Raw genomic sequence first — 26,672 nt, 5'->3', positions numbered from 1 at the left:
TCTATTGTTTTTCTTTATTAAAATAACCCAATTTTTTAGCCTCCTTTTCAATGCCATGCAATTGAACAGGCCGCACTTTTTTACGCAATCTCATATTTAAAAATTCGACAAGCAGCGAAAATGCAATTGCGAAGTATAGATATCCTTTAGGTATGGTACCAATTTCACTTTCACCAACATGGAGATGCGCAAGATGTGAGCCTTCGGCTATCAACATAAACCCGATCAATATTAAAAAAGAAAGTCCCAGCATTTGGATGGTTGGATGCTCATTTACAAATTTACCAACCGGACTAGCAAAAGCCATCATTATCAAAATGGATGCGATTACAGCAATGACCATCAACCACAATGCACCATGCAATCCATTGGTCATTCCAACAGCTGTTAAAATTGAATCCAAACTGAATATAAGATTGATCAAAGAAATTTGAATAATTGCATTTGTTAAACTCACTTTTTTTATACCACTTCCGGCATGATCCATATCATTATCAGACTCCAGCTTGTGGTGGATTTCTGTAACACTTTTATACATTAAAAAAATACCCCCTAATATTAATATTAAACTTTGGATTGAAAATCCTGCATGCAACCATGTTTGATTTATTATAAATAATGGTTCCTGCATCGCCGTTAAAAAACTTAATCCGAATAATAAGATAACCCTTAGAACCATAGCAGCCAAAAGACCAATTCGGGTCGCTTTCTTTTTATCTTCATCATTTAATCTGGCAGCAGTAATCGATATAAAAATAATATTATCAACACCTAACACTATTTCTAAAAAAGTCAGGGTGAGAAAACTCATAATAATCTCGAAACTTCCAAAATCAGGTATTTCAAACATCGATCAAAATTTTAATTTTTAATGAATAATCTGATAAACGGTCAAAAATAGATCAAACCTCCGTCTTTCATACAAAAAAAAGCCAGTTTATATTGGACTATCCCGTTCATCCAACAAACTTATTTGGAGAATACAGATATAACTTTAAATTTGCAGCCTGATAATGGGTGTTTAGCTCAGTTGGTTCAGAGCGCCGCCTTGACAGGGCGGAGGTCGGCAGTTCGAGCCTGCCAACACCCACCAGCATTTACAAGCTGGACATGTTGCTTTCTTATTTTGTTTTAAATTTTTAGGAAATATTTTATGGATCTAACCTGTTCCTGCTCTACTATAAAAATATAAAAACCTGCCAACAAATTTTGAACATCAACAATTAACGAATTACGAATAGCTTGACCGTTTCCTCGAAGTACAACTTCTGATTGTGCATTTAATATTTTCCAGTTTACTGCTGATTCATGAAATGCATTGAGTTTTATCAAAAGTTGTGAAGCTACCGGATTTGGGATCAGTTCAATGGGGCGAATTTTATTAAATACGTCCTTGTTTTTTGTAACTATAAATCGAATGGTGTCAGACAATACGCTGTGACATTGATTTGAATCAATAATTTCTACCTGATAAATTCCTTCTTTCGTAGCAATCCAGGTATTTAGAATACTACCACCCAACAGGTTTCCATTTAGAAACCATCTGTAACTTGTATATCCCGGTGTAGCAATCAAGGTATCATTGCTCAAAGTTATAGAAGGCTTTTCAGGAATCGGGTATACCGTGATATTAATCGCTGGTGATAAATAAGATTCACATCCTATACTATCTATGTAGGTAAATTGATAATTTCCAGGTTCATAAATCCAGAGTCTCTTTATATTCGATTTAGCTATTGGAATACCATCTCGATACCATTTATAGGAAACAGCTCCCACTGGATCACAAGCAATCAAAAGTGCAGAATCCCCTTTACAAAAAGAGGTAATAAAAGGAGTGGTTATGCAAGAAGTATCTGGAACTTTCAAGCTGGTTGTTACGATCACAATACTGTCACAGGTTCGCGTAGCAAAAACGATGGTATCGGAACCTAATCCATTTACATCACAACTAAACCGTTCAAGTTGAGTAATATTGGCCGGTGGATTATTTATTATAAATGATGAATTTGCTAAACAACCATTATATAAAACACTTAATTGATAGGTTCCAGCTTTGAGATTTTTTAGTTCTGAAAGGGTATCTCCAGTTGACCACTTAAATTTTGTATTGAATGGATCCGGAACATTCGATTTTGCTTGCCCATTGGCTTCTCCAAAACAGATCGGATCCGTTGTGATTACATTTACTTTTAAATTGCAGGTATCCGAAATTTTAAAAATACTGCTCGTTGTAACGTCTGTAAAATACAAATCACCTTTCGAATCTTCCCCAAAGCTTGCTAATGCATTGTCTGTAAAATTATACACCAATTGATTTGAATACGAGGTATCCGATGTTCTGTTGATAAGCCAAATTTTACCAACACAATAATCCGCATAGAAATACTTTCCATACAGGGATGGATAATCCGATCCTCTGTACACATACCCTCCAGTAATCGATGCACAATTCACTCCGGGATCTCTTCCATATTGATGAATTGGAAAGGTATAGGCATTTTTAGGTAAACATCCGGTAGTGCTATTTTCTTTATTTCCTTCCCAGCATTTCCAGCCATAATTTTTTCCAAACGGGAATCCATACGCATCAAAATCTACTTCTTCCCAAGTTCCTTGCCCTACATCACCAATCCATAAATCCTGTGTAAGCCTATCAAAACTAAAACGCCATGGATTCCTTAAACCTATTGCCCAAATTTCAGGCAAATAAGCTGTATCATTTACAAATGGATTCGAAGCAGGAATTTTATATCGCATACTGGTATCCACATCAATGCGCAGCATTTTACCTAATAAAGACTTTTTATTTTGTGCATAATTCTGAGGATCACCTCCACTTCCACCATCACCCATGCCTATATATAAAAAGCCATCTTTCCCAAATTTTATACAACCGCCATTATGATTCGCATAAGGTTGGGTAATTGTCAATATTACTTGTCCGGAATTTGGGTCAATCCTATTCTTATTGGTTGCAGAAACAGTATAACGCTCTATAACGGTCTGTGCAGGAGAGGATCTCGATATATAATTCACATAAATAAATCCTGTGGAATCATATTTTGGATGAAAAGCCAAACCCAACAATCCTTGTTCACCACTAAATCTAACTTTTGTTGTGATATCTAAAAAAGGGGAATCAACCAATTTACTATTTTCAATGATTCGGATTTTACCCCCTTGTTCGATAACAAATAATCTGTCATCATTGCAGTGAGCCATCCCAACGGGTGCAGTAACACCGCCTATGTATTTGCTTACGCGAATTCCATTTTGAGCTTTTGTTATATTAATAATAATAAACAATGCAAAATAAATTGCAAAGAATTGTTTCATATGTGTTCTATTTTAATTTTGAATTACAAGTCGTTGGACTTCAGAGCTATTCTCTGAATTAAAAACTTTAACAAAATAAACTCCCGCAGGCATGGAAACGTCCAACTGAAGTAGATCCTGATTTTTCCGGGTTAACCATTCCGTCTTATAGTATAAGGAACCATCCAGAGAATATATATTTATGAATAAATTACCCGAACTGCTTTCGTTTCTAACAATTAATTGTTGATTTACACGCATTGGATTTGGAAATACCGTAACCAATTTCTTTTTAATTGTATATTGATCTATTGCCGTGAGTCGAGGAACATTAAATACAAAACTTGCTTTGCAATTTCTGGAATCTGTAACGACTACACTATACGATCCCGTCCGTAAATTTGTTATGATTGAAGATTTTGATCCTGTACTCCATAGATAATTATAAGGCGGAGAACCTCCATTGATTACAATACTGATTGCACCGCTATTGGTTCCATCGTCTTTAATTATGGTAGTATCTTTAACTATTATCTGAGGCCGCCAGCTGAGATGAACTCTCACGACGCTATCGCATAAATTGCCTGCACCCCCATCAATAATTACATCATGAACTCCGGGTTGATCAAAGAATTGACCATTCAAAGAAAATGTTTCTCCAAAACATACCGTATCGAATCTCACGGAATAGGATCTTGATTTTGAACCTACAAAAATACAATCTGTACCAAGGCATCCATTCGAACCAGTAACCGTTACACAATACGTACCCCCTGTATCGATCGGTAAGATGCTGGTGCTATCATTTGTATTCCATTTATAAGCCAAAAAAGTTTGAGATAATTGAATAAACTTTAAGTCACCAGTACAAACTGTATCCGGACCAATTAAAACCGGAGAAGGGGCAGTTGAATTGCTAACTGCAATACAAGTGGATCCTGTACAACCACTATTATCTGTTACCGTCAGGCAATATGTTCCAGAACTGCTTATGTTTAGTATTTTACTGGTATCACCCGTTGACCAATTAAATTTTGCATACGGGCCACCATCCAGACGTGTGGTCTGACCTGAACACACAAAATAAAATCCATCGATAACTGGTTTAAGGGTTTCTGTAAAACTAATTTTGATTTCATCCTTATTAATACAATATCCATTGCTAACCTCTCTACTGATTACAAAAACTCCAAATGAATCAACTGATATTTTTGTTTGATCACTCAAAGGATTTTCAAAAGAAACCCTTCCCGGTCCACTAACTTTTTTCCAGACGCCTGTAGCATAATTTCCAAAACTGGAAATCGATCCTTCAAATCCGCAAAAACTTAAATCCGGTCCTGCAGAAACCAAAGGCCTTGCATGAAATTTCACCGGTTGATAATTCGAAAAACTCAAACAGGGATGATTGTAATTAACATCGCGATTTGGTAAGGCCCGGCCTACCACACGTGAAACATAATATTGAATTTCAAATTTAAATTTGGCAGGATCAAATGGAAACAATCCATTGGTACTTGTTTTAAGTATAGAAGCTTTTGGGTTGATTGGATTGGAAAATAAAATATAAACACCTACATCTCCCGGGTCTTGAATTTCAGGTCCACTAAATTTTACAGTAAAATTCTGGCCTTCACAAATATGAATTGAATCTGTTGGCATGGCTCCTGCTTGTGAATTGCAACCACAATTTTCAGTACCACTAAAACTTGCGGTACAACCTCTGGAATCCGTGATTTCAAAATCATAACCAGAACGACATAAAAAAGTATCAGAAACAAAACTAGAAGTTGCTGAATCAATTTTACCGCGACCTTTGGTGACTGAATAAGGTGGTACACCTCCATTCACTTTAAAACTTACAGAATATGCTGAATCAATTTTTATTTTATGGATGAGTTCATCACTTAAGGTTAAAGCCGGAGTAATCTGAAAAACCAAAAACGAACTGTTTGTGGTATCGCATATGCTGATTGCTTTTACTTTTAATTGATAGATTGCTGGTTTTAGACTTTGAATGTTTATAAAACTGTCGGTCGTTGTTTGAAACAGGGTATCATTGATAAACCATAAATATCCAGATGCTCCGATAATGCGTTTAATTGAAAAAATATGATCCTGATTGTCTGGACAAAAAGATTGATCTCCACTAATGACGCCGGGTTCTTCCAATTCAAAATTCTTCTTGCCAATTCTAAGCTTTATTAAATAATCACATAAATCGCCCATACAACCATTCAATACCAAACTATATTTCTCGCCAATTTTAAAATTAGTTCCCCCAATTTTAAAATGCGCTTCGTGACAGGTAGGTGTACATGATACAATATTTGCAGGATCTCCACCGCAGCTTGCCCAAATGCTGGCCTGCATTCCAATAAATTCTTCTCCGTTTAGTTCGATACCTAAACAATTCATAGGAAAAATTTCAAATTCAATGGTATCTGATGGCGCAATAAATGAAAGCCATCTGGCATTCGTAGTGAATCCAAAAGAATCACAAAGAAATACCTGGGCATTGGTATCTTTTAAAGTCAAAGAACCGCAATAACTATTTAAACCAAGCGTGCTACAAAATTCGGGTGCATCTTTACATGAACCTGCAGCCAACGGCTTATCACAAAGTGCTGGATTGTAAACTACCACACGAAACGGAGCAATTTCCAATTCAAAATCATTGATGATTGGATTGGTAATACGTCCACTGTAATAACCCTCATCTGATTCTGAAACCTGAATCAGTTCATATGTATTTCGGTTGCTTATATAAACAATGCTGGTATCTTTAAACCATTTAAAATTATTATCTGACAATCCCGGATCAACACCTGTATTAATAACATACGTATTTCCAGAAGGCACAAAAATTACAGAATCCAATTCGATAGGATCCTGGGGTTTAAATGAATAATAATATCTTTTATGTATTTTACTTAATGGGATTAAGTCATCGAACGTAAATTTATTTCCGTAAATTATAAATCCAAAGGGCAATTGATTTCCCCAACTGGTTACCGTACTATAATCCGGTATTTGGTCAAATCCATTATTTTCAAGCCTTAGACTATTTAAAGGTGCGGCACGCAAGTCTGGTACTAAACCAACAAATAAATTATCACTAAACCAAGCATGGTTCAATTTTGTCATGTTGCTAAAAGAAGCTGGCAATTCGCCAGTTAATACGTTTTGGTTTAAATACAATTCTGTAAGATTAACCAATTGACCCAATGCAGAAGGAACAACCCCTTCTAATTTATTTTGATGAAGATCTAAAATAGATAGTTTGGTTAAAAATCTCAATGAAACCGGAATCGTTCCTGAGAGTTCATTAAAACTCAGATTTAATAAAATGAGGTTCAATAAATTTCCCAAACTGGATGGAATGCTTCCTTTAAAATTATTTTTTGCAAGTGCTAAAAATCTTAAAGAACCCAAATTGCCCAATTCAGTTGAAATCTCCCCATTGAAGAGATTATCTTCCAAAGCAAGATCTTCTAAACTCGATAAATTGCCTAAACTGGGTGGTAGATTTCCAGTTAATTTATTTCCAAATAAATGAAGCAATCGCAAGCCACTTAAATTTCCCATATTGAATGGAATCTCACCCTCTAAATTATTGTTGGGAAGGTTAATGCTTTGAACACAACCTATGGCATTTAAACTTACCCCGAACCATTGGCTTACAGGTGTATTTAATTGCCAGGTATTACTCCAATTCAATCCACCAGCAGCATTATAAAATTCAACGAGAATCAAGGAATCGGCTTGCCTGTTGCAAGCACAAGCAATTGTAGATTCAGCGGGTATAACTCCTTTCTGTACTGAAATAGGAAATGACCAAAAAGCCATTAACCAATAAAAAAGCGTGACAATCTGCATTTATTTATGACGAAACTAATTCTAATGATACCAAGGCATTAATTACTTAAACAAGCCTTAATTCAGTAAATTTAATTAGAATATTCAACACGCAAGCCAAATTTTCTATTGAACTTGACTAAAATGTCAATAAATTGAATAGGTTTTGAAATCCCAAAAAAGAGGGACCAAATAAATGAATATTTTATTTAATATATAATTCATTGATTTATAATAAAATATTTTTATTAATTCAAAATTGCACCCAGAGATCGTTTAAGATTCAAAAACACTATAAGCTTATTACAACTTGCAAGAATTTCGAACTGAGGTGAATTAAAAATCCATTGAATTTGAATTTCATAGCCTTAGTCGTGAAGTTAATTTGGCTCGCAAATGAATTCCTATGGGAAGTATGTGTTAAATAAATCAATTATACCATAAATTCACTTCCGGCTCCAAATGCAGACCAAACTTTAAAAAAACATCCCCTTGAATTTTATTTGCCAATTGGAGAATGTCCTGTCCGGTTGCCTGACCTAAGTTAACTAATACCAATGCCTGTTTTTCGTAACAAGCGGCCTGATTCAACTGCTTGCCTTTCCAGCCACATTGTTCAATAAGCCATCCGGATGAAAGTTTAACCAAACCCGTATGGTCAGGGTAACCCGGCATTTCGGGAAATTTAGATTTTAAAATATCAAACTGAATTTTAGGGATGGAACTGTTTTTAAAAAAACTACCTGCATTTCCAATTTTTTTAGGATCCGGTAATTTCGATTGGCGGATTTCGATCACTGCCATACTTATATCCTGTATTGTGGGTTTATAAATACCCTTTTTAGCAAGCGTTTCTTTAAGATTTCCATATTCTAATTTAAAGATTGGAATTTTAGAAAGCTTTAAAGTAATCCCGCTTATAAAAAACTGATTCTTTAATGTTGTTTTAAACAGGCTGCTTCTATATCCTAAGTCACATTCCTGAATGCTGAATACTTTTTTAGTTTTCTGTGGTAAAAAATATCCTTCTACTGACAGCAACACATCCTTTAATTCAACGCCATAGGCGCCAATATTTTGAACAGGTGCTGCTCCAACCGTACCTGGAATTAAACTAAGATTTTCAATCCCTGAAAAATTTTTCGATACCGACCACATTACAAATTCATGCCAGTTTTCACCTGATGCAACCTGAATGGTAACATCTTGGTCTGTTTCATCTACTATTTGGATTCCTTTCAACTCATTGACCAGAATCCGATCGTAACTATTACTTAACAACAACACATTGCTTCCTGCACCTAAAATCTTGTAAGGTTTTGAAAAATCTGTATGAATAATATCACTTAAATCTTTAATTATAATTAATTCCTTGCTTACTGCGTCTATTCCAAAACTATTATATTCTTTTAATGAATGCATGCTCAAATTTATAAAAAGCCTTATACATCTGTCGTTTCAAGTTGCAATTCTACCAATGACTTATAAATTCCATTTGGTTTTAGTAATAAAGCTTCGTGGCTGCCGCTTTCCTGAATTTGTCCTTTTTTTAATACATAAATACAATCCGCATCTTTTATTGTAGAGAGTCTGTGTGCTATTAAGATGGATGTTCGTCCTTCCATTAATTTATCAAGTGCATCCTGCACGAGTCGCTCGCTTTCTGCATCCAGGGAAGAGGTTGCTTCATCCAATATTAAAATAGAAGGATTTCTTAAAATTGCACGCGCAATTGCAACACGTTGTCTTTGACCACCACTTAACTTGATCCCTCGTTCACCAACAATGGTTTCAAATTTATCTGGAAATGAATTAATAAATTCCAAAGAGTTTGATTTTCTGCATGCTTCCATTAATTCTTCCTCAGATGCATTTGGTTTTCCATATAAAATATTTTCACGAATCGTTCCTCCAAAAAGTAAAATTTCTTGAGGTACTATTGCCAGATTTTTTCTAAAGGCAGTTAAATTATAATCTGAAACTGGTTTGCCATCTACTTTGATCACTCCTTTATCGGTATTATAAAACCGCATTAACAGCTGGATTAAAGTTGATTTTCCAGCACCACTGGCCCCAACAAGTGCAATGCGTTGACCACTGCTAATATCGAAATGTATGTGTTTCAATACTTGAAAATCTGGTCTTCCAGGATATGAAAAACAAACATCTTCAAATGAAACATCGCCTTTAAATCTCAGTTCTTCGATGGATTGCTGATCCTCTATATTAATTTCCTGATGACGATCTAAAATATCTTGAATACGCTCAGTTGCCCCAATCGATCCTGCAAGTGCCGTATATAAATTTCCCAGTCCCGCTATGGCACCTCCAATGATCCCGGTATAAATTATAAATGAAAACAAATCACCAACAGGCATTGTACCCTTTTCAACCATCATGGCACCTTCCCACAAAATAAAAAACAAACCTCCAAACAATACCGTTATGATAAATATGAAAAACAAACCACGCATTCGTGCATAATTCATTGAAATAGCAATCATTTCTGAAATTGAATTTGAAAATCTTTTTATCTCAAAAAATTCATTTGTAAACGCTTTAACTGTCTGGAATGATTGAAAACTTTCTTCTACAATGATATTGGTATTTGCCAAACTATCCTGCCGCTTTCTGGATAGTCCCCGGATATACCTTCCAAACAGAATGCTTGCAATCACGATTACAGGGAAACTCAACAACATGATCAGAGCCAATTTCGGACTCATCCAGGCCAAAATAAAAACGCCACTAATTAAAACAACCAATTGGCGAATAAATTCTGCAAGCGTTATTGAAAAAGCTGCTTGAAGCTGCTCGACATCTGCAGTAAGTCGGCTGGTTAATTCACCAACACGGTGAGATTCAAAATAACTGAGATCCTGACAAATAAGCTTTTCATATAGTGCAAATCGAACATCTGCAATGCCTTTTTCACTGACAACAGCAAAGCAGGTTGTTCTAAAATAAGAAAGTACCCCTTGAATTATTAAAATTACTAGAAAAATTAATCCAAACTGATTCACGGGTATATTCCAAGTCCCTTTACCAATGGCTGTGTTTGCCATTTCGCCAGCTGCAGCCGGAAAAATCATAAACATAGAGCTGCTGATGACCAGACAAACCATCCCAATGATAAAATACCATCGATATGGTTTTATAAATCGCAAAATGCGATAAGATTTTAAAAATCCTTCTTTAGTAATTTTCTGTCTAGTTGCCATACACTGCAACTAACACTTTTATAAGTAAAGTGTTTAGCGTACAGAGCATTCCAATAAATGACCAGAAAAAAAAAGAGCTACCTAGCGGGTAGCTCTTTGATTTAATCTATTTATTTAAACTCTAAATTTTTTCAAATTTATACCGGGAGACTATTTTATTATTATAGTAGAGATACACCACGTAGGTACCCGCTTTCAAGTCTTTTACCGCCATTGGTATTTTATTGTCACCGATTTCCAAAGCTGCAGCTGCCTTCACAAGATTATTGTTACTTAAATCTGCAATAACCAATGTGGTAGAAGCTTTAATATTACTTTTAATAGAAACCATGATGTCTTCTACTGCTGGATTTGGACTTACATCATAAATAACGATCAGTGCATTTCCGGGTGTGCTAATCCGTGTACCCACTTTAATTACTTTAGTTATCGTACAAACGGCACCATTAATCGAAACTTTAAGTGTGATCGTATATTCTCCAATTTTTCCGAATGTATGCACCGGACTCAAATCAGTTGAGTTCGTACCATCGCCAAAATCCCAATACACTCTATCGGGTTTTGCGTTATTGAAATCAGTCTGAAACTTAACAGTCAGGTTATTTATTGAAAATTTAAAATCTACCTTACAAGGATTTGGATCAACCCTTGATCCTACTTTTACAAGTTTGGTGATTTGACACACAATCCCATTTATAGAAACATACAACGTGACTTTTATATTCACCAGCGTCTTTATATGTGTGACTTGTATTTAAATCTGAAGAATAATTACCATCACCAAAATCCCAAGAAATTTTATCTGCTTTACCGCCTTTTAGATCTGCTTGAAATTTAGCTGACAAATTATCCGTTGAAAAATTAAAATCTATGTTGCAAGGATTTGGATTTATTCTGGTTCCAACTTTAATAACTTTTGTAATTTGACAAACAACCCCATTTATTGAGGCATACAAGGTTACTTTATATTCTCCTTCTTTTGCATAGGTGTGTGAAGTAACTAAATCTGATGCATTGCTTCCATCACCAAAATCCCATGAAATTTTATCTGCTTTAGCTCCTTTTAGATCTGCTTGGAATTTAGCTGACAAATTATCCGTTGAAAAAACAAAATCAATATTGCATGGATTCGGTGGTGTAACGATGCCATTTACATGAATCCAAGTGTTAAGTATAACCGTGCACAATTCACCCTTAATTGTTGTAGTTACCAGGTATTTTCCTTCCCGGGCATAGGTATGTTTTACATCGATACCTGATTCGCCGGTACCATCACCAAAATCCCAACGGATATCGGTTGCTTTAAAATCAAAACCTGCATTAAAAATAAAACTATTTGGACTTGAACCTGATGGATTTGGGATACTTGAAATATTGACCTTTCCACAACAGTTATTTGTCCAATTTGTAGTTGGATTGGGAGGTACTGGAAATTTAACATCTACTTTCAGACTAATTCTTGACTTACAAGTTGGTGTTGCTATTACTAATGTAACCTCGTAAGTACCTGGGCGACCGTATTGATGCTTTATGTCAGCTCCTTCTCCGGATTGCCCATCTCCAAAATCCCAATAATACTTTGCATCACTGTATAGCGTGGTGACATGAAATTCTGTCCAACCATCTTGATTTACCGAAAAAGTGAATTTACCATCACAGGGAGTTCCTCCAGGAGTGTTTTTTGCACAGATCACAAAATCAAAACGCTCTTCACCCACTTTGGCAACTGCTTTTTGGATCAGCGCCTGAGGCTGGCACGGATCTACCACTTGAATTTGGTAAACCTGCAAGCGGTTTTGGTTTAATTCAAATTTATACTCATAATTGCCATTTGGATCCGTTTGTAATTTTACAGCAACCCCGCTGGCATCAATAATTACTACAGGCCAATCAGCGACTACCTCTTTATTTGTATTGTAGACAGTCCCTACAATTTTATAAACCTGGGCCTGGCTAAATAAGGTAAAAGATGAAATCAGTACTAAAAATAAGGTCTTTAAGTGCTTCATAAATGAAATTTTAAATAATATAAACTTGTCAATATAGATTACGAAGGTAGCCAGAAAAGGTTGCTTTGAACCTGCTAAAATCTTGAATTTTCTACAAAAAAAAAGGTCCGGACTAGCATCCGGACCAATAAACCAATCTCATGAAAAGGTATGAAAAGACGAAGCATCTTTAATCGACATTATCGTGAAGGAATGAATTTTCCTCCCGGATTTCCGGCTTATTGTCCTCATCCATGACCATTTTAATTCTGGACGTGTTGAGTTCAGAGGAATGATTCAAATTATCCAGACGTACGTTCCTTCGTTCGTATGCTGGAATGTTTTCTGCTTCTGACAAATTTTTTACATCTGTTAACGCAGGTCTTTGGTTATTGTAACCAGGATTTCTTATGTTTAATATAGGATTTACAGGTTCTTCTTTCTTCTTAAAATGATTGAAGGAATTTGCACCCATATCAAATAAAGAAGGCGAGTTTATTTTTTTTAGTTTGCAAATCATCTGAATCTTCAAAATCAAAAACATGTGCGCTGGCAACATCTTCAAAAAGTTCTGAAGCGCCATGTTCTTCTTGATCTAAATCTATTTTTAGTGCATTCGATTGTGAATTCCGGTCTTTGTATCCGGCTCCAAAACCTGTTGCAATTAAGGTAATACTGATCTGGTCATTCAAACTGTCATCTACACAAGAACCCCATATCAAATCGGTTTCATAGCCAGCTTCTTGTTGAATATATTCAGTGATTTCTCCAACTTCGTCCATTGTAATTTCTGGATTTCTGCCGGTAGTTATATTTAATAAGATATGTTTCGCTCCCCGAATGTCATTATCTTCCAAAAGCGGTGAATTCAATGCACTTTCTACCACTTTGCGGGCTCTATCTTCTCCTCCAGCAACTGCTGAACCCATGATAGCTACTCCGCTATCCTTCATTACAAAATTGACATCTTCAAAATCTACATTGATATAACCTGGAACCGTAATGATTTCTGCAATTCCTTTTGCTGCAATGGCAAGTACATTGTCTGCATGACTAAATGCACTGGACATTGGCAAATTGCCATACATTTCCCGAAGTTTGTTATTAGATACTACTATAAGGGCATCAACATTTTGCTTCAATTGCTCAAGGCCATCATGGGCTAATCTTCCCCTTCTGGGTCCCTCAAATAAAAAGGGCAATGTAATGATCCCAACCGTAAGAATGCCCAATTCACGTGCAATCTTTGACAAAATGGGCGCAGCACCTGTGCCAGTACCCCCACCCATTCCAGCAGTAATGAACAGCATTTTAGTGTCCCCTTGCAGGAATGTTTTCAGGTCTTCCACAGATTCAAGGCAAGCCTGTTTGCCGACTTCGGGATTGTTTCCAGCTCCCCGTCCGACAGTTAATAAAGGTCCTAATTGAATTTTAACAGGTACCGGACTGATATCCAAGGACTGTTGGTCTGTATTGCAGATTGCAAAATCGACCCCACGAATTCCCTGGCTGTACATATGCGTAACGGCATTTGTTCCTCCACCCCCTACTCCGATGACTTTGATGATAGAACCGATACTCATATTATATTTTTCAATATCTGTTTGTGGTGTAAAGATATACAATTACATATTAAAAATAAAAATAAATTATTGTTTTTTTTTATATATAATTTATTTTTAAAATTAAAACTCATTGTCCGGGTTCTCTTTGAAAAAGGTAAAGAGGGAATCTTTGATTTTTGTATTGATTTTTCCCATCCAACTGAGTTCTTTAGACTGGTTTGTATTGGGTTCCAATTCGGCAAATACCGGCTCGTCATCTTCCTGGAGATCCATAATCTCTGCGGTAGACTTTCGTTCGGGTATTTCTACCGGGAGATGTGGAGTGACTCTTTTAAGGGCATCCGACAAAATCCCAATCGCGGTTGCATAGGATGGATGTGCATATTCCTGGTCAAACAAGGAAATTTTATTTTCAAGTGGTTCGCCAATCCGGGTAGAAAGACCGGTTTGCAATTCGGCCAACAATTCAATATCTCTTAATTTTGAACCTCCTCCTGTCAATACCATACCGGCAATCAAACTGTTTTCAAAACCACTGCGTCTGATTTCCCACATTACATATTCAAATAATTCCTCTACGCGAGATTGAATAATTCGTGCTAAATTTTTCTCTGAAATTTCTTTTGGCTCGCGCCCCATGAGTCCTGGTATTGTAATCACACGGTTATCCACTATTTCATCAGCCAAGGCTGATCCAAAACGAACTTTTAATTTTTCAGCTTGCTCAGGCAACACACTGCATCCAACTTTTATATCTTTCGTAATTACATTGGATCCTAAAGGAATCACAGATGTATATCGGATAATTCCTTCAAGGTGAATTGAAACTTCAGTAGTTCCTCCCCCCATATCAACCAATACAACGCCTCCTGCTTTTTCTTCTTTTGACAAAACCGCATCCGCAGTAGCCAAAGATTCCAATATGAATCCGGATACACTTAAGCCCGCTTTATCCACTGCACGCATCAAATTTTCTAAGGCATCTGAATTTGCTGTTATGATATGAAAATTTGATTCCAGTCTAGAACCAGACATTCCAATTGGGTCCATGCAAGGATCATTATGATCTACTAAAAACTCTTGTGGTAAGACGTGTAAAATTTTATCACCATGTGCCAATGGAATTTTATACATATCCTGACTGAGTCGGTCAATGTCTTCTTGTGTTATCTCTTTTTTAGGATCGTCCCGATATAAAACACCCTGATGGTGCATACTTTTTATGTGATCTCCTGCAATCCCAACAAAAACAGATTCAATCAATTGCTTTGATTTTTTCTCAGCAAGATCAATTGCATCCCCAATTGCTTTAGCTGTTTTATCAATATTGGTTACAACTCCACGAACAACTCCATCACAGGGTGCTTTTCCTGAACCCAATATTTCCATTTTACCGAGGATGTTTTTCTTGCCGACAATTGCAAGCACTTTGTTTGAACCGATGTTCAGTGCAACTACGATTTCAGGATTCGGATTGAGTATGGTTTCCATAATACAAATTTTAATTTATTAATATAAGTTCAGCTCTCTTGCTGTAATTTTTTTCCTATGACTTGCCCTTTAAATTTAAGATTGACTAATTGATAAACATTCCAACCTTGCCTGCCCATATTCTCCTTATAGAACAATTTTAATCTCATCAATTTATCTTCAAGTATTTCTGAATTTCCAAGAAAAATCCGTTCATTTCCGATTTTAGGTATCAATGTAAATTCACCGTTTTCATCTAAATAAATTTGTTCGATCAATGAATTTGCAAATGTGTCCTTCTTCAATGCTTTCGCAACATCCAAAAGTCCTGAATAATAACTTCTCGTTTTTTTATCAAGCGACTTTCCAGACACCACAGACAAATTGCCGGTTGCAACAATTACACGAGAGGTATACTTTAATGAAACTGGAATTTTATAACCATCTTCATCCAAATAATATTGATTTCCCTGGATATCACTGATCCGTATAATTGGATGTCGTTGATAAATATCTATATTCAAATGCTCTTTGCTATCCAAATAAATATCAGATCTCTTTACTAAATCCTGACTATTTATAAATTCCTCCAGCTTTACCAGGTTTAAACTTCGTACCGGCATTTTCCGAGGATCTTTTTTATAAAAAGTATATAACCAACTATAAACTTCTTTTGTAGAAATTAAAGTGTCTGCTGATGTCTCTGAAATTATTTGCACCCGAATTCCTTCAGATCGTTCATTTCTTTGTTTACGAATAGCCTGCATCCACAATGCAGCAATTGCTAACACGATGGTCAGGTTTACACAAATTATCAACAAGCCTTTTAATCTCCCATTCATAGTAAATTAGTTATGGCTGCCTTCTCAAAAATTGCATGTTTAATTTCATTTTGCATCATATCCAGATCACCAGCTCCCAGTGTCATCACGACATCCAACTGGAGTGTGCGCAACAATTCCGGTAACTGTTTCTTTGTGGTTAAATATTTTGAATCTACTGTCAGCAGATTGTAAATGGTTTCAGAACTGATACCTAAAATAGCCGGTTCTCTTGCTGGATACAACTCGACTAAAATCACTTGATCCAATTGACTCAAAACATGTGCAAATTCATGCAAAAAATCTCTGGTTCTACTGTAAAGGTGCGGCTGAAATATTCCTGTAATGTTTCTTCCTGGATAAATTGAACGACAGGCTTCAATTGCTGCTCTCAATTCTTCCGGATGATGCGCATAATCATCAATCAATACACGCCCATTTGATTCTTCAATCCACTCAAATCTTCTTTTTATGCCTTTAAAGTTTTCAAGACTCATTCGAATGCTTTCCTGAGAAATCCCTAATTCCTCGGCCAGGGTAATTGCTGCAACTGCATTTCTAAGATTGTGATTTCCAGGCATTCGAAGGCGCAAGTTACTCATATTATAATTATTTCTAATATAATTAAACAGCATCCAGCCAGAATCAGTTCCAATTACTTCAAAACGAAGATCAGATTGACCGATTCCATACGTTTTAATTCTTAAAGATTGAAGTTGATTTCTAAATTGATCTTGAACTTGTTTTGGTATGGTATCACTTAAAAGCAACAAACCATTCGGTTTGATTTTCCTTGCAAATTCCAGATAGGTTTCAATCATTGCTTCATGTGTCCCATAAATATCAAGATGATCGGGATCCAATGATCCAATCACAGCTAGGTCTGGACTTAATTGTAAAAACGAGCGATCGTATTCATCTGCTTCTTCTACCATCCAATCATCCCCTGTATCCAAATAATTCGATTGATAGTTAACCGCAATTCCACCTAAAAATGCTGTCATAGGTATGTTGGCACAATAAATCAAGTGGGCTAACAAGCAACTGGTTGTAGTTTTCCCATGGGTTCCTGCAACAGCAATGTTTTTATTTCCTGCTGTAATTTGCCCTAAAACCTGTGAACGCTTTAGATAGGGGATGTTTCGTTCAAGAATCGTTTGGTATTCTTTTAAATCATTTGGCACTGCCGGTGTTAGTATGACCATATCCAATGCCTGAGGTATTAAGTCCGGCCGATCTTCATAATGAATTGACATGCCTTCCAGTTCCAATTGGCGTGTTAATTCTGTTTCTGTTTTGTCATAACCATAAATTACTACACCCCGCTGATTAAAATAACGAGCCAGGGCACTCATGCCAATTCCGCCAATTCCTATAAAATATAAATTTTTATACAAACTAAACCGCTTTAGAATCAACAATATATTTTGCAATCTCTTGTGCTGCCATAGGCTTGCTTATATTCAAGAGTCGCTCACTCATTTGTTTTCTTTTTCCTGGGTCTTCAGTCAAACTCACTATACCTGCCCAAAATTTATTTAACAAATCGGAATCTTCAATCATTAGAGCAGCTCCGGTCTCAACAAATGCACGTGCATTCTTTCGTTGGTGATCCTCTGCAACATTTGGAGATGGGATTAATATACAAGGTTTAGCTTGTACACTCAGTTCAGCCAGCGTTAAAGCTCCCGCACGAGATACCACGATGTCGCAAGCAGCATAAAATAAATCCATTCGATCAATAAACGCAAATACATTTACCTGTTTGCAATCTGAAATCTGATGCTGTGCTATTTTATCCTTATACAATTCACCCGTTTGCCAAATCCACTGAATGTCTGATCTTTTTAGAATTGATTCGTAACAATTCAACATCGCTTGATTGATAGCACCTGCACCTAAACTTCCACCTAAAACACCAATTGTAATTTTTTCAGGTTCTAAATTGAAGTGACTCAATCCTTCTGATTTATCTTTCACACGAATGAGATCTTTCCGTATTGGATTTCCCGTTAAAATAATTTTAGCTTTATCAAAATATTTATCCATTCCACTAAAGGCAACAAATATTTTAGATGCAGCTTTCGAAAGTATTTTATTTGTAATACCCGGGTATGAATTCTGTTCTTGAATCATGGTTGTGGTTCCAAGCCATGAGGCGATCCGTAAAACCGGTCCGCTGGCATAGCCACCCACTCCTAGAACCACATCGGGTTTAAAATTTTTAATTATTTGAAAAGCCATCAACATGCTTTTTATTAAACGGTATCCAAATTTTAAATTTTCTATGCTTAACTTCCTATTAAATCCACGAATTGGCAGTCCAATTATTTTATATCCAGCTTCAGGTACTTTTTTCATTTCTAATTTCCCCAATGCACCAACAAATAAAATATCCACTTCTGGATTTAAATATTTAACTGCATCCGCAATCGCTATTGCAGGAAATACATGTCCACCAGTACCGCCACCACTAATTAGCAACTTCATTTTGAATTTCATTAAGCTCCTGATCCTGCCACATATATTCTGCTTTATCGCCAGATTCAGATTCCAATTTCAAATTTTGTATATGTTTGCTAACACTTATAATCATTCCTAATGAGATGCTTGTAAAAACCAGAGACGTTCCACCCATACTTATAAATGGCAGTGGCAATCCCGTGACCGGAACCAATCCCAGTGCCACTGCAATATTTGCAAATGCCTGAGTCACCATATTAATTCCTATCCCAATTGTAAGCAATGCGCCAAACGCTCGTGTGGTATTACTAACAATTCCAACACAATGGAATAGCAATAAAAGATAAATTATAATTACTCCGAATGCACCAAGAAACAAACCCCATTCTTCACATATAATCGGATAGATAAAATCTGCATACGAATATGGTATAAAATTTCGCAATAAACTTTTTCCAGGATTTGGCAACAGGATGTTCCCGTTTGCAATTGCAATTTTAGCTTGTTCAATTTGATAGTCATCTTCTGATCCATACCAGAATCGGGTAATTCTAGCCACCCAAGTTTCTGCTCGGGTTAAACCAGGAAAAACGGTTTCTATCCACAATAAAATAACCAACAACAAAATACCCAAGCCTGCCAGAATTAAAATATATTTCATATCAATGCGACCTACAAACATCATCCCGATAGATCCTGCAAATAAAACAGCAGCAGTACTTAAATTTGAAGGCGCTATGAGACCACAAACAATAAGTATAGGTAACATAATAGGGACAAATGCCGATCTAAAACCTTTTATAACATCTTGTTTATCAGAAATAGAGCGGGCCAGATATAGAATCAATGCTAATTTAGCTAAATCAGAAACCTGAAACGTCATATTGATGATGGGTATATTCAACCATCTTTTTGCATCATTTACATTAACTCCAATAAAAAAAGTAAGGATCAGTAATGCAATGGTTAAAATTAATAACACAGGTGCCCATCGATTAAATAACCGATAGTCAATTTTACTAAATAGCCAAATCATGGATAATCCGACCAGGATAAAACTAACGTGTCTTCCAAGAAAAAAGCTTGTGTTATCTGAATCATATTTTGTAATACTTCCAGACGCACTAAATACTGCAACCAATGATATTGCTACCAGGAAAAAAATCAAAGTCCAGATAAAATTTGGACTTAATATTCTATTTTTTAATTCACTAATATCCAATGTCATAATTGCAGAACTTTCAGTTTTCTAACAGCTTCTTTAAATTGTGTACCTCTATCTTCATAGTTTTTAAATAAATCAAAACTTGCACAAGCAGGTGACAACAAGACTACATCTCCTTCATGAGCGCAGTCCATTGCATTTTTAACAGCATCATCTAAGTTATGAGTGTCTCTTATCGTAGGGATTATCTTTCCAAATGCATCCAGTAACTTGCGGTTATCTACACCCATCGCAATTAATGAACTGACTTTCTTCTTTACTAATGGTTCCAACACGGTATAATCATTTCCTTTATCCTGACCCCCTGCGATCCACACCACCCGTTTTTTCATTGCATCCAGTGCCCAAAAAACCGAATCGACATTGGTTGCTTTGCTATCGTTAATAAAATCAACTCCATTTATAGAAACAACAAACTCTAAGCGATGTGGGTCATTCACAAAACTATTTACCGCATCTTGAATCGATTCATCAGCTATATCTAAAAGCTTTGCTGCCTTAACCGCACACAAAGCATTAATTGCATTGTGTTTTCCTTTTAGACTTGAATGGCTCAAATCTAAAATTGGCAAACTGTTTTCCAACAAAACCTCAGATTCTGTTAATTCCGGAATACAGTTTAGTGTCTTAGCATTCGTTGGATGTAATAGTAAATAATTTTTTATCGCTTCATCATTTCCATATACAATAAAATGATTTTCTGAATCCTGGTTTAAGGTGACTCTAAATTTAGAAGCTACATATTTTTCAAAACTATTTTGGTATCTGTCCAGATGATCCGGAGTAATATTTAAAAGGACTGCTATATCCGGTTTAAATTTTTTAATCCCGTCCAATTGGAAACTGCTAAGTTCTAAAACAACAAAATCCCAGTTTTTCTGACTCAATGCCCTTGCAAATGAGTGTCCAACATTTCCTGCTTTCACTACATTTTTTCCAGCTGTAACTAATATGTGATATATCAGATTCGTAGTTGTAGTTTTTCCATTGCTTCCGGTTACTCCAATTATATGTGCGTTGCAATGGCGAAATGCAAATTCAATTTCAGAAATAATTTCAATTCCACTTTTTGAAAAATGTTCAATAATTTCGGTCTGATCGGAAATTCCTGGACTTTTAACCACAAATTCTGGTGTAATTTCAAAAGCCATTTGGTGTCCTCCTTCTTCAAAATCTATTTCATTTGAAATCAATTCATTTTTAAACGAATCCCGAATGAGATTTGCATCACTCACCAATGCGATCATTCCTAACTTCTTTGCCAGCAATGCTGCTCCGATTCCGCTTTCACCCGCTCCTATTATTAACAACATTTCTTATCTGATTTTTAATGTAATGATTGTAAGCACAGATAAGATTACGGTAATGATCCAGAATCTAACAGCAATGGTTGCTTCATGCATTCCCTTTTTTTGAAAATGATGATGTAAAGGAGACATAAGAAAAATACGTTTACCTTCTCCATATTTTTTACGAGTATATTTAAAATAGCTCACTTGCAAAACAACAGAAAGATTTTCTACAAAGAATACACCGCAGAACAAAGGAATCAATAATTCCTTTCTAAGTAAAATTGCAAGAGCTGCAATGATCCCGCCAATTGCAAGGCTGCCTGTATCCCCCATAAAAACTTTTGCCGGAAATGAATTATACCATAAAAAACCAATACATGAGCCAAGGAAAGCTGCAGAAAACACAACCAGTTCTCCACTATAAGGCAGATAAAAAATGTTCAAATAATCTGCAACAATTGCATTTCCAGAAACATAAGCTAAAACGGCCAGCGTAATTGCAATGATTGCAGAAACACCCGTGGCTAAGCCATCCAATCCATCCGTTAAATTGGCAGCATTTGAAACTGCAGTAACAATAAATATAACAATTGGTATAAAAATCAGCCACATCCAAAGATGATTGTTGTCTCCAAAAAATTCTGAAATCCAATAATAGTCAAAGCGATTCCCTTTCAGAAATGGAACGTTTGTAAGTTGCGTTTTTACGTAAACATATTCATGTGTTTGATTTCGAATAGCATCCCAAGTGGTAAACTCTTCTTCGACGGTATATTTCATTTTTAAAGCTTCGGCTTTAGGCATTCTGACCAATACCTTTTCATGGTAAAGCATGACCAAAGCAATGACTAATCCACAAACAACCTGACCTAGAATTTTAAAAATGGCTTTTAAACCTTCTTTGTCTTTTAAAAATACTTTAATATAATCATCTGCAAATCCAATCAAACCCATCCAGATTGTAGTAAATAACATTACCTGGATGTACACATTTTCTAATTTACACAAAAGCAAGCAAGGAATTAAAATGGCTAGAATAATAATGATACCACCCATAGTAGGCGTTCCCTCCTTTTGCTTTTGACCATCCAATCCAAGATCGCGAACTGTTTCTCCTATCTGTAATTTTCTCAACAACCGGATGATCCGATTACCAAAAACCATTGAAATTATAAGGGATAAAATTATTGCAAGTCCAGCTCTAAAAGAAATATATTGAAAGAGCCTACCACCCGGAAGGTGAAATAATTTTTCTGTAAATTGAAATAAGTAATATAACATTCCTTATTTATTAGTTTGGGATTTCCCAATATGCTATAATAATTTTAATATAAATAAAAATTCATGTTAAATTAAACGACAATTAATTCAGAAATGCCTTTTCTCATTTCAATACGACTGTCGTTTAATTCACCATTTGATCCCATTAAGATTAACAGTACAGCAGGGATCTGATCCCGTTGGTCACAATCACCTGCTGTATCTGTTAAAACCAACCTGAGAATGATAATAGAACCTACTCTATTTTCTTTTATAAGTTTAACAAATATGTTTTCAAAATTTGTTTATCATCAAAAGCAAACTTTTTGCCCTTGATATCCTGATAATTTTCATGTCCCTTTCCTGCAACCAGAATAATATCATTTGCTGCGGCAAGAGCACAAGCTGTTTTAATTGCTTGGGAACGATCTTCAATTATCAAATAGATCATTTTTCTATCTTCAGGAATACCTGATTCCATTTGTTTTATTATTTGATCCGGATCTTCAGACCTCGGATTATCTGATGTTAAAATCAACAAATCACTTTCAACAGAAGCAATACTTCCCATGACGGGTCTTTTTTTTGTATCTCTGTCACCTCCACAACCTATTACAGTTATTATTTTTTGATCCGCCTTCCGGATACTCTTAATTGCTTTTAATATTTTTTCCAAAGCATCCGGCGTATGTGCATAATCCACAATGCCTATTTTACCAGTATGTTCATTACGGATCCAATCCAAGCGACCTTGCGGAGGATACAATTCTGACATTTTTAATAACACATCTTCTCCTGCAAAACCAAGTTCTATAGCACATGCATAAACAGCTAAAAGATTATAAGCATTAAATTCTCCAACCAATCTGGCATGCCATTCTTGCTCATTAAACTTTAAATGCAAGCCGTCAAAACCATTTTCAAGAATTCTGGCTCTGTAATCTGCTAATCCTGACAAGGCATAACTAACTTTTCGTGCTTTTGTATTTTGAACCATGACCCCTCCATTCGGATCATCCGAATTAATTAAAGCAAATGAATTGGTTGGCAATCGATCAAAAAACAATTTCTTAGCAGCTATATACGCCTTAAATGTTTTATGATAATCCAAATGATCGTGCGTAATGTTTGTAAAGATCCCGGCACAAAAATTCAAACCTGTAACCCGACCTTGATCCAAAGCATGTGAACTCACTTCCATAAAAACATATGCACATTGTTTTTGAACCATTTTGTACAACAATTCATACAAGCGTATTTGATCAGGTGTTGTATGTGTTGCAGGTATAATCTCATCAACCAAAATATTTTCAACCGTTGACAACAAACCACATTTAAATCCCAATTTTGTAAACAATTGAAACAGTAAACTTGCAATCGTTGTTTTTCCATTGGTACCTGTAACACCTATCAATTGAATTCCATGTAATTGGAAGTCAAAAAACCTGTGCATTAATTCAGCCAACAAATCTGGTATCGAATTTGCCTTTATGTAACAAATGGTTTCAATACAATTTGCTGGAAACTGCTCACAAATGATTACTTCACAACCTTGATGAATGGCTGACTCTATAAAATCATGACCATCAAATTGAACTCCATTCCGGGCAACAAATACAATTCCTCTTTTTACATGCCTTGAATCAAACTCAAATCCATCAATCGTTTTATCAACAGGACCTTTTAATTCAAAACCTGCAATGCCCGATAGAAGATTTCCCAAACTTTTCAAAGAACATTTTTTTATTCTAAATATAATTCAACTAATTTGCTACTAATTTGCAAACCAGGACTGATACTCTGTGTCGTAATTTTTCCAATTCCATGTGGTATTAATTTTACACCATAGCCATCCATCACATACATTGCATCACGCAAACCCATTCCACGTAAATCCGGCATAAGCTTCCCATCGAAATTCCAATCTACACTATAAACTCCGTCTTCACCTGTACTCGTTTCTATCCATTTTGACTGTTCTTTTTGATGCAATGGCAAACCAATGTGTTTAAAAACCATTTCAAAATCTCTTGCAAATCCCTTATTTCCTACAGGCAATCGTTCATTGACTGGTGTTGATTTCGGAATCAAGTTTATAGCTGCTGTTTTTGTAAAAACAGTTCGCATGCATCGATCGGCAATTCTTTTAAAAACCGGAGCAGCAACCTCCGAACCATAGAATCCAGCTTCCTGAGGATTATATACTACCACGATGCAAGAAAATTTAGGATCATCAGCAGGAAAAAAACCTGCAAACGATGATTGGTAATTTTTTTTCTCGGAGCCTTTCTCAAAATAATTTGAAACTGCAGTACCCGTTTTTCCGGCAATTGAATACACATCACTTTTAATGTTTTTAGCAGTTCCCTTATCCACAACCTGTTTCATTAATTCGATCACTTTGTTTAGTGAGGATTCAGAAATGATTGAATCTCGAAGTACCACCGGATCAAAATGTTTAACAGTATGATTGCCATTTAAAATATCACTTACTAAATAGGGTTTCATTACCCGACCTCTATTTGCTATTCCATTATAAAAGTTTAAAATTTGTAATGGAGTGAGTTGCAACTCATATCCAACCGACATCCAGGGTAAGGTTGTACCATACCATGTGTTTTTATTCTTTTGCGGATCTTTGATCAGAGGTGACGGTTCGCCGTCGAGTTCAATGCCTGTTTTTGTACTCAGACCAAATCGTTTCAGGTAATTCACAAAACGAGCTGGATTATTTTCAAAAACAGAGGCTGCAATTTTAGAGATACCTACATTAGAAGACTGAATAAAAGAATAGGTCAAATCAGATTTACCAACTCCGTGCATTTTGGAATCTTTCATGATCCGATCATAGAATCTACAAGCCCCTCCATTTAAATCTACTGCAGTACTTGTATCGACGGTTTGCTCCTCGAGCAAAGCAATCAAGCTTGCTAGTTTAAATGTGGAACCCGGTTCGCTTGATTTTCCAATAGCATAATTGTAATTTTCAACCAATTCGCCTGTATTATTCCAAGATAAATTTGCAATTGCTTTAATTGCACCAGTTGCTACATCCATTACAATTGCGCATCCTTCTTCTGCATGATGCTTTGTGATCGCATCAGCTAAACTTAACTCTGCAATTTCTTGAATACTTGGATTTAAAGTAGTTACAACATCATTCCCCTTTTTTGCTGTCAATTCCTCCAAGCCATTTACTGGTATGTAAATATTTGGACCCACTTTACGCATGACTCGTTGCCCTTCGTGCCCTTTGAGAAAATGATCAAACGATTTTTCCAAGCCAATTGGTTCTGCATTTTCACGATCCAATCCGATCGTTCGGCTAGCGAAATTTTTATATGGTTTTTCCCGACGATTTTCTGTTATCGTAATCATACCTCCCTTATTTGGACCCAACCTAAATAAAGGGAAACTTTTTACAGTGACCATTTGGTCATAATTCAAATTTCGTGCTATTAATACATACCGGTCTGATTTTTTCCTAGCTGACACAAGCACATTTTTAATTGCCTGTTTCGATTTTTCTGGATACAGAAACCGTTGCAAATTGTCTGCAAGAGAATCAACTTGTTTATTAAACAGTTCCTGTGTTAGACCGGATGCTCTAGTATCCATCCTGATTTCAAAGATCGGTTGGGAAGTCGCCAATGGACTTCCATCTTCAGCAAGAATTTTTCCGCGTTCCGCTTTGACCGGCATTAAAGAAAAATACAATTCTTTTCCTTTCTTTCTCCACCCGTCACCTTGGACCACATTGATTGTAAACGCCTTCCACATCAGTACGCCTGCTATTAGCGCAAAAACTGCTAATACAACATATACTCTGATTAAAAATTCTTTCCGGCGATCCATCAATTTTTTTGTCCTTGCTGGATTAATATTTTTGGAGCTTCATCTTTTATTATTAACTCCGTTTCGGAAACTTTTTTCCCGACTTGTTCTTCCATTCCATTGAAGATCATTCCTGATTTCATAGTCCAGTAATTCCACTTCAATTGAGTTATTTCTTTTTCAAGTATTTGCGCTTTGCGAATACGAAATTCTGAATATTGAACATTTGCAATGTACATCAACATAATGCCCAGTAAAAAGAGAAAATACATTTTATTCTTCCAAAAAATCATACTGCTTACAGTCCCGTATTTCCTGCCAGTTTCAGTTGTATTTATTGGATTCATGTTTATAATT

At 35.9% G+C, this 26,672-nt stretch carries 19 protein-coding genes, 1 tRNA gene and 1 pseudogene; 1 reads left to right on the top strand and 20 read right to left on the bottom strand.

The features are described from left to right. Position 1: 1 nt before the first annotated feature. Positions 2-850, bottom strand: a complete 849-nt coding sequence (locus IPK91_15005) for a TerC family protein (protein MBK8298554.1) — start codon at positions 848-850, stop codon at positions 2-4. A 165-nt stretch (positions 851-1,015) separates the two neighbouring features. On the opposite strand from IPK91_15005, the gene IPK91_15000 reads away from it, so the two are divergent. Next, positions 1,016-1,093: transfer RNA gene (locus tag IPK91_15000), tRNA-Val, on the top strand. Positions 1,094-1,131: 38 nt separating this feature from the next. On the opposite strand, the gene IPK91_14995 is transcribed toward IPK91_15000, so the two are convergent. From IPK91_14995 to IPK91_14905, 19 genes and pseudogenes are all read right to left on the bottom strand, one after another. Continuing rightward, a complete protein-coding gene (locus IPK91_14995; GenBank protein MBK8298553.1) occupies positions 1,132-3,339 on the bottom strand; it encodes a PQQ-dependent sugar dehydrogenase in 2,208 nt (735 codons plus the stop codon). Positions 3,340-3,351: 12 nt separating this feature from the next. After that, positions 3,352-7,197 carry a T9SS type A sorting domain-containing protein gene (locus IPK91_14990; protein ID MBK8298552.1) on the bottom strand — a complete coding sequence of 1,282 codons (3,846 nt, stop codon included), beginning with the start codon at positions 7,195-7,197 and terminating at the stop codon, positions 3,352-3,354. A gap of 408 nt (positions 7,198-7,605) precedes the next feature. Beyond that, on the bottom strand, positions 7,606-8,598 hold the full coding sequence (gene murB / locus IPK91_14985; protein ID MBK8298551.1) for a UDP-N-acetylmuramate dehydrogenase: 993 nt from the start codon (positions 8,596-8,598) through the stop codon (positions 7,606-7,608). Between the two features lie 20 nt (positions 8,599-8,618). Further along, complete coding sequence (locus IPK91_14980) at positions 8,619-10,397, bottom strand: ATP-binding cassette domain-containing protein (GenBank protein ID MBK8298550.1); 1,779 nt, start codon at positions 10,395-10,397, stop codon at positions 8,619-8,621. 451 nt (positions 10,398-10,848) lie between these two features. Continuing rightward, positions 10,849-11,151, bottom strand: a pseudogene (locus IPK91_14975) (PKD domain-containing protein). Then, positions 11,039-12,406 (bottom strand): PKD domain-containing protein, encoded by a 1,368-nt coding sequence (locus tag IPK91_14970; GenBank protein MBK8298549.1) that lies wholly within the window; start codon positions 12,404-12,406, stop codon positions 11,039-11,041. The pseudogene IPK91_14975 and the gene IPK91_14970 overlap by 113 nt, the downstream one beginning before the upstream one ends. A gap of 169 nt (positions 12,407-12,575) precedes the next feature. Then, positions 12,576-12,860, bottom strand: a complete 285-nt coding sequence (locus IPK91_14965) for a hypothetical protein (GenBank protein ID MBK8298548.1) — start codon at positions 12,858-12,860, stop codon at positions 12,576-12,578. A gap of 1 nt (position 12,861) precedes the next feature. Further along, complete coding sequence (gene ftsZ / locus IPK91_14960; GenBank protein MBK8298547.1) at positions 12,862-13,968, bottom strand: cell division protein FtsZ; 1,107 nt, start codon at positions 13,966-13,968, stop codon at positions 12,862-12,864. A 102-nt stretch (positions 13,969-14,070) separates the two neighbouring features. Then, positions 14,071-15,441: a cell division protein FtsA gene (ftsA, locus tag IPK91_14955; GenBank protein MBK8298546.1), complete on the bottom strand. Its 1,371-nt coding sequence runs from the start codon at positions 15,439-15,441 to the stop codon at positions 14,071-14,073. Positions 15,442-15,470: 29 nt separating this feature from the next. Continuing rightward, the gene (locus IPK91_14950; GenBank protein ID MBK8298545.1) at positions 15,471-16,262 is read right to left on the bottom strand and encodes a hypothetical protein; all 792 of its coding nucleotides are present in this window, start codon (positions 16,260-16,262) and stop codon (positions 15,471-15,473) included. Next, a complete protein-coding gene (locus IPK91_14945) occupies positions 16,259-17,638 on the bottom strand; it encodes a UDP-N-acetylmuramate--L-alanine ligase (GenBank protein ID MBK8298544.1) in 1,380 nt (459 codons plus the stop codon). Before IPK91_14945 ends, IPK91_14950 begins: the two co-directional genes overlap by 4 nt. A 1-nt stretch (position 17,639) precedes the next feature. Next, on the bottom strand, positions 17,640-18,743 hold the full coding sequence (gene murG, locus IPK91_14940) for an undecaprenyldiphospho-muramoylpentapeptide beta-N-acetylglucosaminyltransferase (GenBank protein ID MBK8298543.1): 1,104 nt from the start codon (positions 18,741-18,743) through the stop codon (positions 17,640-17,642). Then, entirely contained in the window at positions 18,715-19,932 is a 1,218-nt protein-coding gene (locus IPK91_14935) for an FtsW/RodA/SpoVE family cell cycle protein (protein ID MBK8298542.1), read from the bottom strand. Before IPK91_14935 ends, murG begins: the two co-directional genes overlap by 29 nt. Then, on the bottom strand, positions 19,929-21,242 hold the full coding sequence (gene murD / locus IPK91_14930) for a UDP-N-acetylmuramoyl-L-alanine--D-glutamate ligase (protein MBK8298541.1): 1,314 nt from the start codon (positions 21,240-21,242) through the stop codon (positions 19,929-19,931). The genes IPK91_14935 and murD overlap by 4 nt, the downstream gene beginning before the upstream one ends. Positions 21,243-21,245: 3 nt before the next feature. After that, entirely contained in the window at positions 21,246-22,502 is a 1,257-nt protein-coding gene (locus IPK91_14925; protein ID MBK8298540.1) for a phospho-N-acetylmuramoyl-pentapeptide-transferase, read from the bottom strand. 71 nt (positions 22,503-22,573) lie between these two features. Beyond that, on the bottom strand, positions 22,574-22,717 hold the full coding sequence (locus IPK91_14920; GenBank protein MBK8298539.1) for a hypothetical protein: 144 nt from the start codon (positions 22,715-22,717) through the stop codon (positions 22,574-22,576). A gap of 35 nt (positions 22,718-22,752) precedes the next feature. Next, entirely contained in the window at positions 22,753-24,213 is a 1,461-nt protein-coding gene (locus tag IPK91_14915; GenBank protein MBK8298538.1) for a UDP-N-acetylmuramoyl-L-alanyl-D-glutamate--2,6-diaminopimelate ligase, read from the bottom strand. Positions 24,214-24,224: 11 nt separating this feature from the next. Continuing rightward, positions 24,225-26,336, bottom strand: a complete 2,112-nt coding sequence (locus IPK91_14910) for a transpeptidase family protein (GenBank protein ID MBK8298537.1) — start codon at positions 26,334-26,336, stop codon at positions 24,225-24,227. Next, entirely contained in the window at positions 26,336-26,662 is a 327-nt protein-coding gene (locus IPK91_14905) for a hypothetical protein (protein ID MBK8298536.1), read from the bottom strand. Before IPK91_14905 ends, IPK91_14910 begins: the two co-directional genes overlap by 1 nt. Between the last annotated feature and the right edge of the window lie 10 nt (positions 26,663-26,672).

The sequence above is a fragment of the Saprospiraceae bacterium genome (assembly GCA_016712145.1).
In the GTDB taxonomy this organism is placed as follows: Bacteria; Bacteroidota; Bacteroidia; order Chitinophagales; family Saprospiraceae; genus Vicinibacter.
Note: the sequence above shows the minus strand (reverse complement) of the source record. Positions and strands in the feature narration are given on the sequence as shown.